The organism is Streptococcus porcinus (genome assembly GCF_901542335.1).
Taxonomy (GTDB): domain Bacteria; phylum Bacillota; class Bacilli; order Lactobacillales; family Streptococcaceae; genus Streptococcus; species Streptococcus porcinus_A.
Genome location: NZ_LR594036.1, coordinates 1,173,693 through 1,188,879, shown reverse-complemented (window position 1 = coordinate 1,188,879; position 15,187 = coordinate 1,173,693). Strand labels below are relative to the sequence as shown.

16 protein-coding genes, 1 pseudogene and 1 other annotated feature are annotated in these 15,187 nt (G+C 36.2%); of the genes and pseudogenes, 14 read left to right on the top strand and 3 right to left on the bottom strand.

Features of this window, described 5'->3' with window-relative positions; translation table 11 throughout:
* Positions 1-55 precede the first annotated feature (55 nt).
* A complete protein-coding gene (pepT, locus tag FGK96_RS05645) occupies positions 56-1,279 on the top strand; it encodes a peptidase T (RefSeq protein ID WP_138082136.1) in 1,224 nt (407 codons plus the stop codon).
* Positions 1,280-1,309: 30 nt separating this feature from the next.
* Positions 1,310-1,798, top strand: coding sequence for an EbsA family protein (locus FGK96_RS05640; RefSeq protein WP_138082134.1), 489 nt, complete (start codon positions 1,310-1,312; stop codon positions 1,796-1,798).
* Here FGK96_RS05640 and FGK96_RS05635 read toward each other — a convergent pair.
* Positions 1,785-1,982 (bottom strand): ferredoxin, encoded by a 198-nt coding sequence (locus tag FGK96_RS05635; protein WP_138082132.1) that lies wholly within the window; start codon positions 1,980-1,982, stop codon positions 1,785-1,787. The genes FGK96_RS05640 and FGK96_RS05635 overlap by 14 nt on opposite strands.
* Before the next feature lie 46 nt (positions 1,983-2,028).
* Here FGK96_RS05635 and FGK96_RS05630 point away from each other — a divergent pair, with 46 nt between their 5' ends.
* The 5 genes from FGK96_RS05630 (at position 2,029) to rplT (ending at position 4,568) form a co-directional block, all read left to right on the top strand.
* Entirely contained in the window at positions 2,029-2,523 is a 495-nt protein-coding gene (locus FGK96_RS05630; RefSeq protein ID WP_138082130.1) for an SAG1386/EF1546 family surface-associated protein, read from the top strand.
* Positions 2,524-2,540: 17 nt separating this feature from the next.
* A complete protein-coding gene (gene cmk / locus FGK96_RS05625) occupies positions 2,541-3,221 on the top strand; it encodes a (d)CMP kinase (RefSeq protein WP_138082128.1) in 681 nt (226 codons plus the stop codon).
* 23 nt (positions 3,222-3,244) lie between these two features.
* Positions 3,245-3,367: a sequence feature (ribosomal protein L20 leader region), on the top strand.
* 14 nt (positions 3,368-3,381) lie between these two features.
* Positions 3,382-3,912 carry a translation initiation factor IF-3 gene (infC, locus tag FGK96_RS05620; RefSeq protein ID WP_138082126.1) on the top strand — a complete coding sequence of 177 codons (531 nt, stop codon included), beginning with the start codon at positions 3,382-3,384 and terminating at the stop codon, positions 3,910-3,912.
* Positions 3,913-3,953: 41 nt separating this feature from the next.
* Positions 3,954-4,154 (top strand): 50S ribosomal protein L35, encoded by a 201-nt coding sequence (gene rpmI / locus FGK96_RS05615; protein WP_003085764.1) that lies wholly within the window; start codon positions 3,954-3,956, stop codon positions 4,152-4,154.
* Positions 4,155-4,208: 54 nt separating this feature from the next.
* Positions 4,209-4,568 carry a 50S ribosomal protein L20 gene (gene rplT, locus FGK96_RS05610; protein ID WP_003083401.1) on the top strand — a complete coding sequence of 120 codons (360 nt, stop codon included), beginning with the start codon at positions 4,209-4,211 and terminating at the stop codon, positions 4,566-4,568.
* A gap of 132 nt (positions 4,569-4,700) precedes the next feature.
* On the opposite strand, the gene FGK96_RS05605 is transcribed toward rplT, so the two are convergent.
* Positions 4,701-6,884 carry an LTA synthase family protein gene (locus FGK96_RS05605; RefSeq protein ID WP_138082124.1) on the bottom strand — a complete coding sequence of 728 codons (2,184 nt, stop codon included), beginning with the start codon at positions 6,882-6,884 and terminating at the stop codon, positions 4,701-4,703.
* A 135-nt stretch (positions 6,885-7,019) separates the two neighbouring features.
* Here FGK96_RS05605 and FGK96_RS05600 point away from each other — a divergent pair, with 135 nt between their 5' ends.
* The 5 genes from FGK96_RS05600 to gorA all read left to right on the top strand — a co-directional run bounded on the left by FGK96_RS05600 (position 7,020) and on the right by gorA (position 12,049).
* A complete protein-coding gene (locus tag FGK96_RS05600) occupies positions 7,020-8,180 on the top strand; it encodes a class I SAM-dependent rRNA methyltransferase (protein WP_138082122.1) in 1,161 nt (386 codons plus the stop codon).
* Positions 8,177-8,854 carry a type I 3-dehydroquinate dehydratase gene (gene aroD / locus FGK96_RS05595; protein ID WP_138082120.1) on the top strand — a complete coding sequence of 226 codons (678 nt, stop codon included), beginning with the start codon at positions 8,177-8,179 and terminating at the stop codon, positions 8,852-8,854. Before FGK96_RS05600 ends, aroD begins: the two co-directional genes overlap by 4 nt.
* Before the next feature lie 96 nt (positions 8,855-8,950).
* Complete coding sequence (aroC, locus tag FGK96_RS05590; RefSeq protein WP_138082118.1) at positions 8,951-10,117, top strand: chorismate synthase; 1,167 nt, start codon at positions 8,951-8,953, stop codon at positions 10,115-10,117.
* A 61-nt stretch (positions 10,118-10,178) separates the two neighbouring features.
* Positions 10,179-10,517 (top strand): YlbF/YmcA family competence regulator, encoded by a 339-nt coding sequence (locus FGK96_RS05585; RefSeq protein WP_138082116.1) that lies wholly within the window; start codon positions 10,179-10,181, stop codon positions 10,515-10,517.
* A 182-nt stretch (positions 10,518-10,699) separates the two neighbouring features.
* Positions 10,700-12,049, top strand: a complete 1,350-nt coding sequence (gorA, locus tag FGK96_RS05580; RefSeq protein ID WP_138082114.1) for a glutathione-disulfide reductase — start codon at positions 10,700-10,702, stop codon at positions 12,047-12,049.
* 27 nt (positions 12,050-12,076) lie between these two features.
* On the opposite strand, the pseudogene FGK96_RS10575 reads toward gorA, so the two are convergent.
* Positions 12,077-12,504 (bottom strand): annotated as a pseudogene (locus FGK96_RS10575) (DUF6556 family protein).
* Positions 12,505-12,738: 234 nt separating this feature from the next.
* Between FGK96_RS10575 and FGK96_RS05570 the strand changes: the two are divergent.
* Both FGK96_RS05570 and thiI read left to right on the top strand, forming a co-directional pair.
* Positions 12,739-13,881, top strand: coding sequence for a cysteine desulfurase family protein (locus FGK96_RS05570; RefSeq protein ID WP_138082112.1), 1,143 nt, complete (start codon positions 12,739-12,741; stop codon positions 13,879-13,881).
* A gap of 1 nt (position 13,882) precedes the next feature.
* Positions 13,883-15,097 carry a tRNA uracil 4-sulfurtransferase ThiI gene (gene thiI, locus FGK96_RS05565; RefSeq protein ID WP_138082110.1) on the top strand — a complete coding sequence of 405 codons (1,215 nt, stop codon included), beginning with the start codon at positions 13,883-13,885 and terminating at the stop codon, positions 15,095-15,097.
* The last annotated feature ends 90 nt before the right edge of the window (positions 15,098-15,187 follow it).

The following is a 15,187-nucleotide window of genomic DNA, read 5'->3' as shown; positions in this document are numbered from 1 at the left end:
AGATTTTTGGGCTATTTTATGCTATAATGGGGATAATAAATGATTGAGGTTGATAATGTTAAATAACACTCTTTTAGAACGTTTTTTGAAATACGTTAAAGTTAATACACGCAGTAATCCTGAAAGTAAGACAACTCCTAGTACGCAAAGTCAAGTAGATTTTGCCTTGAACATTTTAAAGCCAGAAATGGAAGCAATCGGTTTGCAGAATGTTCATTACCTCTCTGAAAATGGTTATGTTGTCGGAACTTTACCGGCTAATGCCAGCCATTTAACTCGTAAAATTGGTTTTATCTCTCACATTGATACAGCTGATTTTAATGCTGAAAATGTCAATCCCCAAATTATTGAAAATTACCAAGGAGGGGCAATTGATTTGGGTGAATCTGGATATTCATTAGATCCTGACGCGTTTTCAAATCTGAATAATTATTTAGGTCAAACTCTTATTACAACGGATGGCACAACATTACTTGGTTCAGATGATAAATCAGGAATAGCTGAAATAATGACAGCTATTGAGTTTTTAGTAGCCAATCCTAAAATAGAGCACTGTGAAATTCGTGTTGCTTTTGGACCTGACGAAGAAATTGGTGTTGGAGCTGATAAATTTGATGTTGAAGATTTTGATGTTGATTTTGCCTATACTGTGGATGGAGGACCTTTAGGAGAATTACAATTTGAAACCTTTAGTGCAGCCGGTCTAGACTTGACATTTTTAGGTCGAAATGTTCATCCTGGGACTGCAAAAGGACAAATGATCAATGCTATGCAGTTAGCTATAGACTTTCACAATCAGCTACCAACAAGTGACCGCCCAGAATTGACAGATGGATATGATGGTTTCTATATGTTGACTGAGATGTCAGGTAGTGTTGAAGAGGCGCATAGCTCATATATTATTCGTGATTTCGATGAAGCTTCCTTTCAAGAGAGAAAAGCAACAGTTCAAGTTATTGCAGACAAGATGAATGCCGAACTTGGTGCAGAACGGGTTATCCTTACTCTTTATGATCAATATTACAACATGCGTAAAGTTATTGAAAAAGATATGACACCTGTTGAGTTAGCTAAAGAAGTGATGGAGGACTTATCTATAAAACCAATCATTGAGCCAATACGTGGTGGCACAGATGGGTCAAAGATTTCTTTCATGGGCATCCCTACACCAAATATTTTTGCTGGCGGAGAAAATATGCATGGTCGTTTCGAATTTGTCAGTCTTGAAACTATGGAAAAAGCTGTTCAAGTTATTGTTGGTATTGTGCAAAAACCATAGCTATCTAGAAGTTTAAGGGGACTAAATCAAATGATTAAAATTTTTGGTAAAATCCGATACCACTGGCAACCAGAATTATCCTGGTCTATTATTTATTGGTCTATTGCGATTTCTCCCATTTTTATTGGATTGTCACTTCTTTATGAGAACACTAATATTCCTAGACGTGTCTTTGTCTTATTTTTCATATTTATCGTCTTAGTGGGAATTGGATTGCATCGTTATTTCTTAATTGAAGAGGGTGGAATTTTAAAAATTGTTTCGTTAAGGTTTTTAGGGCCACAGAAATTAGCTATTGCTGATATTACTAAAGTTGAAGTCACTAAATCAACTGTGACTATTTGTACAAGTGATAAAAACTATCTCTTTTATATGCGTAAATGGCCTAAGAAATATTTTCTTGATGCTTTAGTTATTAATCCATATTTTAAGGGAGAAGTTGTCCTTGTTGATAATTTGATTAATTTGGATTATTTTGAATACTATAAAAATGAAAAAAAGACACTTACTCTATTGTAAGTGCTTTAGTTGGACATGATTTGACCGCACGTAAAGTTTGCCTATCATGAAGAGAGATTTCTTTTTGTAAACTATCTGAATCTGTAAACTTTACGATGCCATCGTCTTGGTAGTCAAAGAGGTCAGAATAGGTCTGACAAAGACCGCATGCAATACACTTTTCTGGAATTATGGATACTTTCATAGTATCATTTTAATATGATTTTGTTTATTTAACAAGGGGGAAAATCATGGCTAAAGAACCATGGGAAGAAAAAATTGTCAACGAGGATAAAGGGTTAAGGTCGCGAAAAGCTAGAGGTCCTATATTAAGTACACCTTGGTTAACAGCCTTATTAAGTGTTTTCTTCGTTATTATCGTTACGATCTTGTTTATTTTCTTCTATACATCAAACAGTGGTGGAAATCGCACAACAGCCACAAGTGGTTTTTATGGAGCATCTATATCAAAATCAAACGAAGATGCGAAAGCATCAAAAGCTGCTAAGTCATCTTCGAAAAAGGGGGAAACAAGTAGCTCATCAGTAGCTGAGACATCTTCTAGTACAGCTTCAAGTTCGAGTACTAAAAAAGGCGAAACGATTATTGTTTTACAGGGAGAGGGCGTTGCATCTATTGCTGCGAGAGCAGGCATTAGTGTAGAACAATTACAGACTTTAAACCCGGACCACATGACATTAGGGTATTGGTATGCAAATCCCGGTGATGCGGTATATATTAACTAATTTTATAAGAGGACAACATGAAAGCTATTAGAATCGCAATCGACGGTCCTGCATCAAGTGGTAAAAGTACGGTAGCCAAGATTATTGCTAAAAATCTTGGCTACACTTATTTAGATACTGGTGCTATGTACCGTTGTGCAACTTATATTGCCTTGGAGAATCATTTTACAGAAAAAGATGCAGATGCTTTGCTAGTGGAACTATCAAAACAACCTATTTCTTTCAAAAAAGCTAGTGATGGTAGTCAATTAGTCTATCTTGGACAGAGGGATGTTACCTTAGCTATTCGGCAAAATGACGTTACTAATAATGTTTCATGGGTTTCGGCCATTGCCAAAATCCGTGAAGAACTCGTAGCCCAGCAAAGACGTATTGCAGCAAAGGGTGCTATCATTATGGATGGTCGTGATATTGGGACCGTTGTTTTGCCAGACGCTGAACTAAAAGTCTTTTTAATTGCATCTGTAGAAGAGAGAGCTGTAAGGCGCTATAAGGAAAATATTGAAAAAGGGATAACGTCTAATTTAGAAACTTTAAAGAATGAAATTGCAGCGCGTGATTATAAAGATAGTCATCGTCAAGTTTCCCCACTAAAAGCAGCAGATGATGCTATTGTTTTTGATACAACAGGTGTTGATATTCAAGGTGTAGTAACATTTATTCAAGAAAAGGCAGAAAAAATAATTGACATGGATTAAAAATCATGGTAACATAGTAACAATGAGAAAAGTAGAAGTGAGAGCTTCTCGCCTTGCGACTTAGGTTGTCTGGCCCTACATATCAAAATCCATTTGGATATTATGTGTGCGGGCTTGATTTATCAAGTCCGCTTTCGTTTTTCTCTAAAAAAATAAAGAGGTGAAGATCATAGCTAAAAAGGATCTATTCATTAATGATGAAATTCGCGTTCGCGAAGTTCGTCTAGTTGGTCTAGAAGGTGAACAATTAGGTATAAAACCATTATCAGAAGCGCAATCAATTGCTGATAATGCAAATGTTGATTTGGTTTTAATCCAGCCACAAGCTGTTCCTCCAGTAGCCAAAATCATGGACTATGGAAAGTTCAAATTTGAGTTTCAAAAGAAACAAAAAGAACAACGTAAGAAACAGAGCGTTGTAACTGTTAAGGAGGTACGTTTGAGCCCCGTTATTGATAAGGGTGACTTTGAGACGAAACTTCGTAATGGCCGTAAATTCCTTGAGAAGGGTAATAAGGTTAAGGTTTCTATTCGCTTTAAAGGGCGTATGATTACTCATAAAGAGATTGGTGCAAAGGTTCTAGCTGAATTTGCTGAAGCTACTCAGGATATTGCTATCATTGAGCAAAGAGCAAAAATGGATGGTCGCCAAATGTTTATGCAACTTGTACCAATTTCAGACAAAAAATAATTGTCACAGTTTTTAAGATTTAGTAAGAGGAGAATACAAAAATGCCAAAACAAAAAACACACCGCGCATCAGCTAAACGTTTTAAACGTACAGGTTCTGGTGGTTTGAAACGCTTCCGCGCTTTTACATCACACCGTTTCCACGGCAAAACTAAAAAGCAACGTCGTCATCTTCGTAAAGCTTCAATGGTAAGTGCAGGAGATTTTAAACGTATTAAAGCAATGCTTACTGGTCTTAGATAAGAGACTTAGTTAAACATTTACTAGAATTATTAGAACTATTTGGAGGAAATATAAATGGCTCGTGTTAAAGGTGGAGTTGTTTCACGCAAACGTCGCAAACGTATATTAAAATTAGCTAAAGGTTACTATGGAGCAAAACATATCTTGTTCCGTACTGCAAAAGAACAAGTAATGAATTCTTATTACTATGCATACCGTGACCGTCGTCAAAAGAAACGTGATTTCCGTAAATTATGGATTACACGTATTAATGCGGCAGCTCGCATGAATGGATTATCTTATTCACAATTAATGCATGGTTTGAAACTTGCTGAAATTGAAGTTAATCGTAAAATGCTTGCTGACTTAGCTGTTACAGATGCAGCTGGATTTACAGCACTTGCTGATGCAGCCAAAAATAAATTGGGTAAATAATTTTACCAAATCAGAAGGAGTGGGAAAGATTAACCTTGTTGATAAGGTGATTTTTCTCGCAACTTCTTTTTTAGTTTATCTCAAAAAAGGCACCTCTATCTTTAAAACTAGAGGTGCCTTTTTTGATTAGTGTTAATTCTTTTCAGTCTTTTTCCCGTCTTTTGGGTCACCTTCACCAGATGATACTGATGTTTTTTCCTCTTTAGGATTGAGTTCTAGATAGGAAGGAGCTTTGAAAAGGTTTATAGTCGTTTTATCACCATTTTCGCTATAGAGACTCGTTGACTTATTGCCAAGTTCTTTCTCAATTTTTTTCATTTGGTTCAATTGATGTGTGTAAAGAAATTTACTTGGATCAGTTTTTTCTAACCCATTATCTGTATTGAAGCGAAGGAGATCCCCCGTTTGGACATTATCACTGGCTGATAATTGTTGTGCGGTTTGTTCGCGGATGGCTTTTGTTTTTTCAAGAGTCACTTCATCAGGATTTGTAATTTCAACACCGGTTTTAGTATTATAAAGTCTACCACCGTAGTTGGTGTAATCAGGGGTCATATAGGTTCCGGAGGTCCTTTGAGCTACGATTTGTTTATTTTGAGGAGATAATAAATCCTGACCGAGTTGAATATACTTGGAAGTGTCAATACCAAGTATATGAAGTAAGGTTGGTAGAGCATCAATTTCGCCCCCAAAAGTATCTTTGACACCACCGTCGTGATAACCTGGAATATGTATCATATAAGGAACGCGTTGAAGCATAGCATTGTCATATTCAGACCAAGTTTCGGGATCTTTACCCAATAAGGCAGCTAGATTAGTATTACGTGAGTTAGAGATTCCGTAATGATCTCCGTAAAGTACAATAATTGATTTGTCATATAAGCCTGTTGCTTTTAAATAGTCGAAAAATGATTTTATTGAGGCATCAAGATAGTTTGCTGTTGCAAAATAACCATTAATAGTTTCATCTTTGGTTTCTGCTAGCGGGAAGCCCTCTTCATCTTTTTCACCCTTTAGACTTGTATAAGGATAATGGTTACTTACAGTAATAAACTTAGTATAGAAAGGTTGCTGCATTCTTTCTAAATATTTGATGGAGTCTTTGAACATGTACTTGTCATTGAGTCCATATTGAAAAGAATTACTTTTAGTTTGTTTTGAGAAATAAGAAGAATCAAAGAAGTAGTTATAACCCCATTGTTTATAAGCGTTGTTCCTATTCCAAAAAGTACCAACATTACCATGAAAGACAGCACTGGTGTAACCATCTTTTTGTCTAAGGATAGAGGGTGCAGCAAATTGTGTATTATCACCTCCATAGTTAACCATGAAGGAGCCGCTATTTAATCCAAAGAGTGAGTTTTCCATCATGGTTTCAGCATCAGAGGTTTTTCCTGCTTTTACTTGATGAAAAAAGTTTGAAAAAGCCAGTGTTGACTTTGAATGATAAAGTGAGTTTAGAAAAGGAGTTACTTCATAGTCTTTGTCACCAGATTTCAATTTATAGTCAATTAAGAATTGCTGGAAACTTTCCAGATGAATAACAATAACATTTTTACCCTTTGCGATTCCATAGTATTTAGGATTTGGCGCCGCATAATGTTCCTGAACATATTTTTTGACAGCGACTAATTCATCTGCTGTAGCGCCGTTGCGCTCTTTTTGTGCTTGGTAGGTTTGATTTGCACTATACATAGTGAAAGCCGGTAAACCAAGTGCTCTAACAATATAAGTATTCGAGAAACCACGCGTTAATAGTTCAGGTCGATCAATCTCTGCTAGGAATAAATTAGCAGTGAGCATCAAGAAAGAAAGAGCAGAGACAGCGAAGGCAGCTCTTTTGTTAAAAGGTCTGTGGTCTCTATTTAATTTTTTCCCGACTTTTAGAACACCAAAGATAATAAAATCTAGAATAAAAATAATGTCCCAGAAACGTAGTAAGTTTAAGGCAGAATCGCCTAAGCCTGCAGATACCTTACTAGAGGCTAACATAGCACTTACAGTGATAAAGTCAGAAAATTCGCGATAATAAATAGCATTTGAGATGAGTAATAAGTTCAAAATGATATAAATTATCCAAGATAGGGTATAGAAAGTTTTTGTATTTTTAATATAAAGTGCAAATCCCAATAGTAATAATGCTAATGGGATAGGATTGATGATTGATAAGAAGACTTGATATAGGTTTCCTAAATCAAGTGAAAAATCCATTTGGTAAGCCCAAAGGGTCTTTATCCAATAGGCAAGGAGTAGAGTTAAAATAAACCCTAATCGCGTACTTGTAAATTTTGATATGATAGTTTTAAATGTTGTCACTGAAGAAACTTCCTCATTTATTTTTTCCTAAAGATAAAAATCTCAAAGTAAATTATAACAAAAAAAATGATCTTATGCTTGCTAAAAGTTTAAATTTAGTAGGATTTTTGGGGACTTTTTGTTATAATAATGACTATGAATAAACTCTATATCAATTCTTTTGTTGAAAAAAAGCTAACTGCTGGAGTTCAATTATTAGAAGAAAGAGATTTTAAAAATCTTAACATTACCGATCAGATGGTAACTCTGATTTCTAAAACAAATCGAGCACTTGGAGTGGCCTACCTTTCCAAACAACATCGAGGAGTTGGCTGGTTTTTAGGTCAGCATGCTAATTTAACAACTGATTATTTTTGCCAGTTATTTTTGCAGGCCAAATCAAAGAGAAGTTCTTTCTTTGATGATGAGACTACCAATGCTTATCGGATTTTCAATCAAGAAGGTGATGATTTTGGTGGTTTAACCATTGATTTCTATGGTGACTTTGCCGTCTTTTCGTGGTATAATACTTTTGTTTTTTCAATTAAAGAAATTATTATTGAGGCTTTCCAGAAGGTCTTTCCTGAAATTAAGGGAGCATATGGTAAAATTCGTTTCAAAAGTGAAACTGAAGAATCCGTACATCTTTATGGTCTAGAAGCTCCTGAGACTTTTATTATCAAAGAAAACGGTGTTAACTATCAGGTGTTTTTAAACGATGATTTAATGACTGGTATTTTTCTTGATCAGCACGATGTTCGAAAAAATTTAGCACAAGGACTTGCAAAAGATAAGTCACTTCTAAACATGTTCTCTTATACCGCAGCATTTTCAGTGGCAGCTGCTGTAGGCGGAGCTAGAGAAACGAGGTCAGTTGATTTAGCTAAAAGATCACGTGATCTATCAACCGCGCACTTTCAAGCAAACGGCATTTCTACAGAAAATCATCTTTTTCATGTTATGGACGTGTTTGATTATTTTAAATATGCTAAACGAAAAGCTTTGACTTTTGATTTAATTGTTATTGATCCACCAAGTTTTGCTCGAAATAAAAAACAAACTTTCTCGGTTCAGAAAGATTATCATCGTCTTATTTCTGAGGCACTAGCTATTTTAAATCCAGAAGGGATTATTATTGCGTCTACTAATGCAGCAAATATGACGGTCTTACAGTTTAAAAATGAGATTGAAAAAGGTTTTGAAGGGTACCAGATTGCAGATATGACTCTTCAACAGTTGCCTGAAGATTTTACAATAAACAACGCAGATGAAAGAAGTAATTATTTAAAAGTATTTACAATAAAGGTAAAAAAATGAAAATAGTAGCTCCAATAATGCCGACAAGTTTTGAAGAAGCACAGTCTATTGACGTGTCTAAATATGAGGGTGTTGATATTATTGAGTGGCGTGCAGACTTTCTTCCAAAGGAAAAAGTAATCACGGTTGCTCCAGCCATCTTTGAAAAGTTTGCGGGTAGAGAAATTATCTTTACTTTGAGAACAAAACCTGAGGGTGGTATGATTGATTTGACAGACCAAGAATATATTGATTTGATTAAGGAAATCAATGCTATTTATAATCCTGATTTTGTTGACTTTGAGTACTTCACCCATAAATCCGTTTTTAGCGAAATGATGGATTTTTCAAATCTTGTTCTGTCTTATCACAATTTTGAGGAGACGCCTGAGAATCTTATGGAATCATTCTCAGAAATGACTAAACTGGCTCCGCGTGTAGTTAAAATTGCTGTCATGCCAAAAAGTGAGCAAGATGTTTTGAATGTAATGAATTATACTCGAGGATTTAAAGCGCTGAATCCTGAGCAATCCTATGCAACTATGTCAATGGGCAAGCTGGGAAGAATTTCTCGGATTGCGGGTGACATCATTGGATCTGCGTGGACATTTGTAGCAGTTGATGATGCCAGCGCTCCAGGTCAAGTGACATTAGCTGATATGAAAAAACTAATATCAGTAATGGAAGCTGACTAGTGATGTTTGATATATATGCATAACATTATTCTAATAGTAATTAGGATAATGTTTTTCTTTATAGTGTTTACGTTAGTAAGATGACAAGAGGTAAAAATGAGGTATTTAACAGCAGGTGAATCGCATGGTAATAGTTTAACAACAATTGTTGAGGGGTTTCCAGCAGGTCTAACTATTAACGTTGATGAGATTAATGATGAGCTTAAGAGAAGGCAAGGTGGGTATGGTCGTGGAGCTAGGATGCGCATTGAATCAGATAAAGTCTCTATTACTTCTGGAGTGCGTCATGGAAAAACAACGGGAGCTCCTATCACCATGATTATTCCCAATAAAGATCATCAAAAATGGCTGGACATTATGTCTATCCAACCAGTAGATGAGTCCACACAAAAAAAACGACAAGTAAAGAGACCACGACCGGGCCATGCTGATTTGGTGGGTGGTATTAAATATAAGTTCAATGACTTACGAAATTCATTGGAACGGTCGTCTGCCCGTGAGACTGCTATTCGTGTAGCAGTGGGTGCTCTTTCAAAGCAACTTTTAAAAGAATTGGGGATTACGACAATGAATCATGTTCTCAATTTTGGTGGGCAAGAGATAGTTATTCCAGACGGGATATCGATCCAAGAGCTCACAGATAAGGCTAGACTGTCAGAACTTTCGATTGCTAATCCTAATCAGGAAGCTTTAATTAAAGAGTTGATTGATAAAATTAAACAAGAAGGCAATACAATTGGAGGAATAATAGAAACGGTAGTGACTGGAGTCCCAGTAGGATTGGGATCTTATGTGCATTGGGATCGAAAATTAGACGGCAAGCTGGCTCAAGCTATTCTTTCAATAAATGCCTTTAAAGGGGTTGAGTTTGGTATGGGCTTTGACATGGCAAATCATAGAGGTTCAGAGGTCATGGATGAAATTGTTTGGTCGCAAGAAAAGGGCTACCGGAGACTGACAAACCATTTAGGGGGATTTGAAGGTGGTGTCACGAATGGCCAACCATTGATTATCAAGGCCGTTATGAAGCCTATTCCTACTCTCTATAAGCCATTGATGTCGGTTGACATTGATACCCATCAACCTTTTAAAGCCAGTGTGGAACGATCTGATCCTACGGCCTTACCGGCTGCTGGAGTCGTCATGGAAAATGTTGTTGCAACTGTGATTGCACAAGAGATTCTGGGGAAATTTCCTGCTGATCATATTGGTGAACTCAAATCTGCCTTTGCTGACTATCTCGCGTATTGCAAAAATTATTAACAGAAATAGTTGATTATTTATGGTATGATAGTAGTAATTTAAGGTTAAAGGAGATTAATAGATGTCACAAGAAATTTATGATTATGCTAATAAACTGGAGCGTGCTTTACGTAATCTTCCAGAATACAAAAATGTAGAGGCTGCTAAATCCTCTATTAAAGAAGATACAGAAGCTAATCAACTATTTAACCAATTTGTTGCAATGCAAGAAAAACTACAAGGAATGATGCAGGCCGGACAAATGCCAACTGCCGAAGAACAATCTTCTATTGAAGAACTGAGCAAAAAGATTGAGTCTAATTCTTTCTTAAAAGCTTATTTTGATGCTCAGCAATCCTTATCTGTCTATATTAGTGATATTGAACGTATCGTATTTGCACCGCTTAAGGACCTTATTTAGGCAATCTTTTATTACTCATAAGCATTACTTATTATGCTATGTGAGAGATCTTTTAGGATATGTTGGGACAATTTATAAAATAAAAGACCATTTTCAAGGAGAAAATGGTCTTTGTGTAGCAAATTCTTGAGAGGTAAAGTGAATTATGTTACATTTAAGAAAAAATGAAGAGGTCATATAGAATGAAATCATTTGATTACATCGTTATCGGTGGAGGTAGTGGAGGTATTGCCTCTGCTAATCGTGCGGCTATACATGGCGCTAGTGTTTTATTAATTGAAGCAAATGAGATTGGTGGGACATGTGTTAATTTAGGATGTGTCCCTAAAAAAGTGATGTGGTATGGTGCGCAAGTTGCAGAAACGATACATACTTATGCAAAGGATTATGGTTTTACTGTTCAAGAAGAAGCATTTGATTTTGACATTCTAAAACAAAATCGTCAAGCTTATATCGATAGAATTCATAAGTCTTATGAAAGAAGTTTTCAACAGAGTGGTGTGACGCATCTAACTGGTTTTGCTCGCTTTATTGATGCCCATCACCTTGAAGTAGAGGGTGAAACTTATTATGCTCCTCATATTTTAATTGCAACTGGAGGAAGTCCTGTCATTCCAAATATTCCCGGAGCTGATTATGGTATCACTTCAGACGGTTTTTTTGAGCTAAATCGGGTGCCAGAGCGGACAGCCATTGTTGGAGCAGGCTATATTGCTGTTGAAATTGCAGGCGTGTTAAATGCTTTAGGGTCTACAACACATTTATTAGTTCGGCATGATCGTCCACTGCGAAACTTTGATAAAGATATCATTGCCAGCTTAGTTGAGGAAATGGGAAAGACAGGTATCAATTTAATGACGGAAACTCATGTTCAGTCGATATCAAAAAATACTGATCAGTCTTTGACCATTACCCTAAAAGATGGTAAAGAGCTTGAAGTAGATCAATTAATTTGGGCGATTGGTCGGAAACCTAATACCAGAGGATTTGGACTTGAGCATCTTAACCTTAAATACACTAAGGCTGGTTATATTGAAACCGATAATTTTGAAAATACCTCTGTGGATGGCGTCTATGCTGTTGGAGATATTAATGGGAAACTAGCTCTAACTCCAGTGGCTATTGCTGCAGGCAGACGGCTGTCTGAGCGTCTATTTAATGGCAAACCTAAAGAGAAGCTGGATTATGAAAATGTAGCGACAGTTATTTTTAGTCATCCTGCTATTGGTTCAGTCGGTCTTAGTGAAGAAGCAGCTATTGCAAAATATGGGGTTGATCACATTAAAACGTATCAATCAAGCTTTACTTCCATGTATACCGCTGTGACAAGCCATCGTCAAGATTGTAAAATGAAGTTGGTTACTTATGGTAAAGATGAGAAAATTGTTGGATTACATGGAATTGGTTATGGGGTTGATGAAATGATTCAAGGATTTGCTGTTGCTATCAAGATGGGGGCAACAAAAAGTGATTTCGACAATACAGTTGCTATTCATCCCACAGGTGCTGAAGAATTTGTAACCATGCGCTAAAAAAGGCTGAGAGTTATTCTCGGCCTTTTAGGGTGTAGTACTTGTATTAGTGGAAGATCCAGTATCGGTTGTTGAAGCTGTACTAGTACTTGTGTCTGTTTTTGCGGCAGGATTTTCTGAAGAGCTACTAGTTTGAGTATTTGTATTTGTACTGCTTTCTGGAATAGCAGAGCTACTAGAATGGCTAAGATCAGTATTAATCTTGCTTGATGAGCTATCTTTTTCAATAATTTTAACAATAGTTGATGTCGAATTATTAGCATTATCTTTTTTGGTTTCTGAATTGGGATGAAGAACTTTAGTAATGGTGATGGTTGCAACGATAATACTTAAAATACTACCAACTAAGGCAATCGTTTTTTGAAGAGCTGTAAAACCTGTCTTGATATGTTTAGTTGGAACAGCAACATTTTTTTTGATTGGGGTTTGTTTTTTCGTGAATAGTGGGAATTCATTTTATCTCCTTATCAATTATTACTTGGAACCAAGAATCTTTTTCCTATGCATTGGTAAAAACTTTAAAAGTTTCACTTAATAGTATATGCTTGATAAAATTGGAAGTCAATTATTTACCTTTTACTTCAAATAGATAAGTTACTAGATTTTAGCTAATTAGTTAAGGAAGCAAGTTTTTTCATTTAGCCTAAATTATGTTAGAATAAAGTATTGAGTAAAAACGTAGGTGAAAAATGATATATTTTGATAACTCCGCAACAACAATTCCTTATCCAGAAGCACTCCGTACCTTTCAGGAAGTAGCTAGTAAAATTTATGGTAATCCTTCCAGTCTTCATAGTCTGGGCTCTAATGCCAGCCGTATTACGGAAGCTTCCCGTAAGCAAATTGCTCAACTTCTCAACTGTCAGGAAGAAGAAATATTTTTCACATCGGGTGGAACAGAAAGTGATAATTGGGCTTTAAAGGGGACTGCTTTTGAAAAACAAGCTTATGGCAAGCACATTATCGTGTCTGATATTGAACATCCAGCAGTTAAAGAGAGTGCTAAATGGCTAGCGAGTCAAGGGTTTGAAGTTACTTATGCTCCGGTAACTCACCAAGGTTTTGTTGACCTTGACCAATTGGAAAAACTGATTCGTAAAGACACGATTTTAGTATCAGTAATGGCTGTCAATAATGAAATTGGTTCAATCCAGCCGATTACTGGTATTTCGGATTTGTTAGCAGATAAGCCGAGTGTTACCTTCCATGTTGATGCTGTACAGGCCATAGGGAAGGTACCACTTGAGAGCTTTATGACCAGTCGAGTTGATTTAGCCTCATTTTCGGGACACAAATTTCATGCAGTTAGAGGTATAGGTATCCTCTATAAAAAAATGGGAAAACGGTTAGCGCCACTTTTACATGGTGGAGGTCAAGAGTCTAATCAACGGTCAACAACAGAAAACGTAGCAGCAATTGCAAGTATGGCCAAGGCTCTGAGATTGACTAAAGAAAAAGAAATGGTGTCCTTAGATCGAATGAGTAAAATGAAGGATCTTTTATATCAGGTTTTAGCTAGTTATACAGATGTGACAGTTTTTTCTGGACAGGACTCTTTTGCGCCTAACATTTTAACATTTGGGGTTAAAGGTGTTCGTGGAGAAGTACTAGTTCATGCTTTTGAAAATCATGATATTTTTATTTCAACAACCAGTGCTTGTTCCTCTAAAGCAGGTAAACCAGCTGGAACTTTGATAGCTATGGGGATACCAACTAAAGATGCTCAAACAGCTGTCCGTATTAGTTTAGATGATGACAATAATATGGAAGAAATTGAACAATTTTTAACAATTTTTAACCAGATTTATCAAAAAACACAGAAAGTAAGGTAAGATGCAGTATTCAGAAATTATGGTTCGCCATGGTGAACTTTCAACTAAAGGAAAAAATCGGATGCGCTTTATTAATAAATTGAAGCGCAATATTCAGGATGTTTTAGCTGCTTACCCTAACGTAACAGTCAGATCAGATCGTGATCGAACACATGTCTATCTAAACGGAACAGAGTATGAACCTGTTATTGAGTCCTTGAAATTAGTCTTTGGTATCCAATCTTTATCACCGGTTTATAAAGTTGAAAAAAATGTCGCTGTGCTTAAAAAGGCAGTACAGGACATTATGACTTCACTCTATAGAGAGGGCATGACATTTAAAATTTCAAGTAAACGTAGTGATCATCAATTTGAACTTGATAGTAGAGAATTAAATTTGACCCTAGGGAATGCTGTCTTTGAAGTTTTACCTTGTATCAAAGCGCAAATGAAAAATCCAGACCTTAATTTAAAAGTTGAGATTCGAGATGAAGCCGCTTATCTGTCTTATGAAGACATTAAAGGGGCAGGAGGATTACCTGTAGGGACTTCTGGTAAAGGAATGTTAATGTTATCTGGAGGGATTGATTCGCCAGTTGCAGGTTATTTAGCCTTGAAGCGTGGTGTTGATATTGAAGCAGTTCATTTCGCTAGTCCACCATATACCAGTCCCGGGGCTTTAAAAAAGGCTCAAGATCTAACAAGATGTTTAACGCGTTTTGGGGGTAATATTCAATTTATTGAAGTACCGTTTACTGAAATTCAAGAGGAAATTAAAGCAAAAGCTCCTGAAGCCTATTTAATGACTTTGACTCGTCGTTTTATGATGCGTATTACTGATGCAATTCGACAAGCACGTAACGGATTGGTTATTATAAATGGTGAAAGTTTAGGACAAGTTGCTAGTCAAACATTAGAAAGCATGCAAGCCATCAATGCCGTTACAACTACGCCTATTATTAGACCAGTAGTGACTATGGACAAGCTAGAGATTATTGAATTAGCTGAAAAAATTGATACTTTTAATATTTCTATTCAACCTTTTGAGGATTGTTGCACCATTTTTGCTCCAGATCGTCCTAAGACGAATCCAAAACTTAAAAATGTTGAACAATATGAAGAACGTTTTGATATTGACAACCTTGTTGCGAGAGCAGTCGCAGGTATCACTATTTCAGAAATTGGACCAGAAAGTGTTAGTGATGGTATTGAACATTTAATTGATGATATTTTATAAAAAGGTTTCTAAGGGAAATCTTTTTTTTATGCTTTAAAGCATTTTTTAAAATGATATAATGATTAAATAAAGGAGGAATTTTTGTGGCTA

Coding starts and splice junctions, on each gene's coding strand:
- pepT (WP_138082136.1), top strand. CDS start 56: ATGTTAAATAACACTCTTTTAGAACGTTTTTTGAAATACGTTAAAGTT.
- FGK96_RS05640 (WP_138082134.1), top strand. CDS start 1,310: ATGATTAAAATTTTTGGTAAAATCCGATACCACTGGCAACCAGAATTA.
- FGK96_RS05635 (WP_138082132.1), bottom strand. CDS start 1,982: ATGAAAGTATCCATAATTCCAGAAAAGTGTATTGCATGCGGTCTTTGT.
- FGK96_RS05630 (WP_138082130.1), top strand. CDS start 2,029: ATGGCTAAAGAACCATGGGAAGAAAAAATTGTCAACGAGGATAAAGGG.
- cmk (WP_138082128.1), top strand. CDS start 2,541: ATGAAAGCTATTAGAATCGCAATCGACGGTCCTGCATCAAGTGGTAAA.
- rpmI (WP_003085764.1), top strand. CDS start 3,954: ATGCCAAAACAAAAAACACACCGCGCATCAGCTAAACGTTTTAAACGT.
- rplT (WP_003083401.1), top strand. CDS start 4,209: ATGGCTCGTGTTAAAGGTGGAGTTGTTTCACGCAAACGTCGCAAACGT.
- FGK96_RS05600 (WP_138082122.1), top strand. CDS start 7,020: ATGAATAAACTCTATATCAATTCTTTTGTTGAAAAAAAGCTAACTGCT.
- aroD (WP_138082120.1), top strand. CDS start 8,177: ATGAAAATAGTAGCTCCAATAATGCCGACAAGTTTTGAAGAAGCACAG.
- aroC (WP_138082118.1), top strand. CDS start 8,951: ATGAGGTATTTAACAGCAGGTGAATCGCATGGTAATAGTTTAACAACA.
- FGK96_RS05585 (WP_138082116.1), top strand. CDS start 10,179: ATGTCACAAGAAATTTATGATTATGCTAATAAACTGGAGCGTGCTTTA.
- gorA (WP_138082114.1), top strand. CDS start 10,700: ATGAAATCATTTGATTACATCGTTATCGGTGGAGGTAGTGGAGGTATT.
- FGK96_RS05570 (WP_138082112.1), top strand. CDS start 12,739: ATGATATATTTTGATAACTCCGCAACAACAATTCCTTATCCAGAAGCA.
- thiI (WP_138082110.1), top strand. CDS start 13,883: ATGCAGTATTCAGAAATTATGGTTCGCCATGGTGAACTTTCAACTAAA.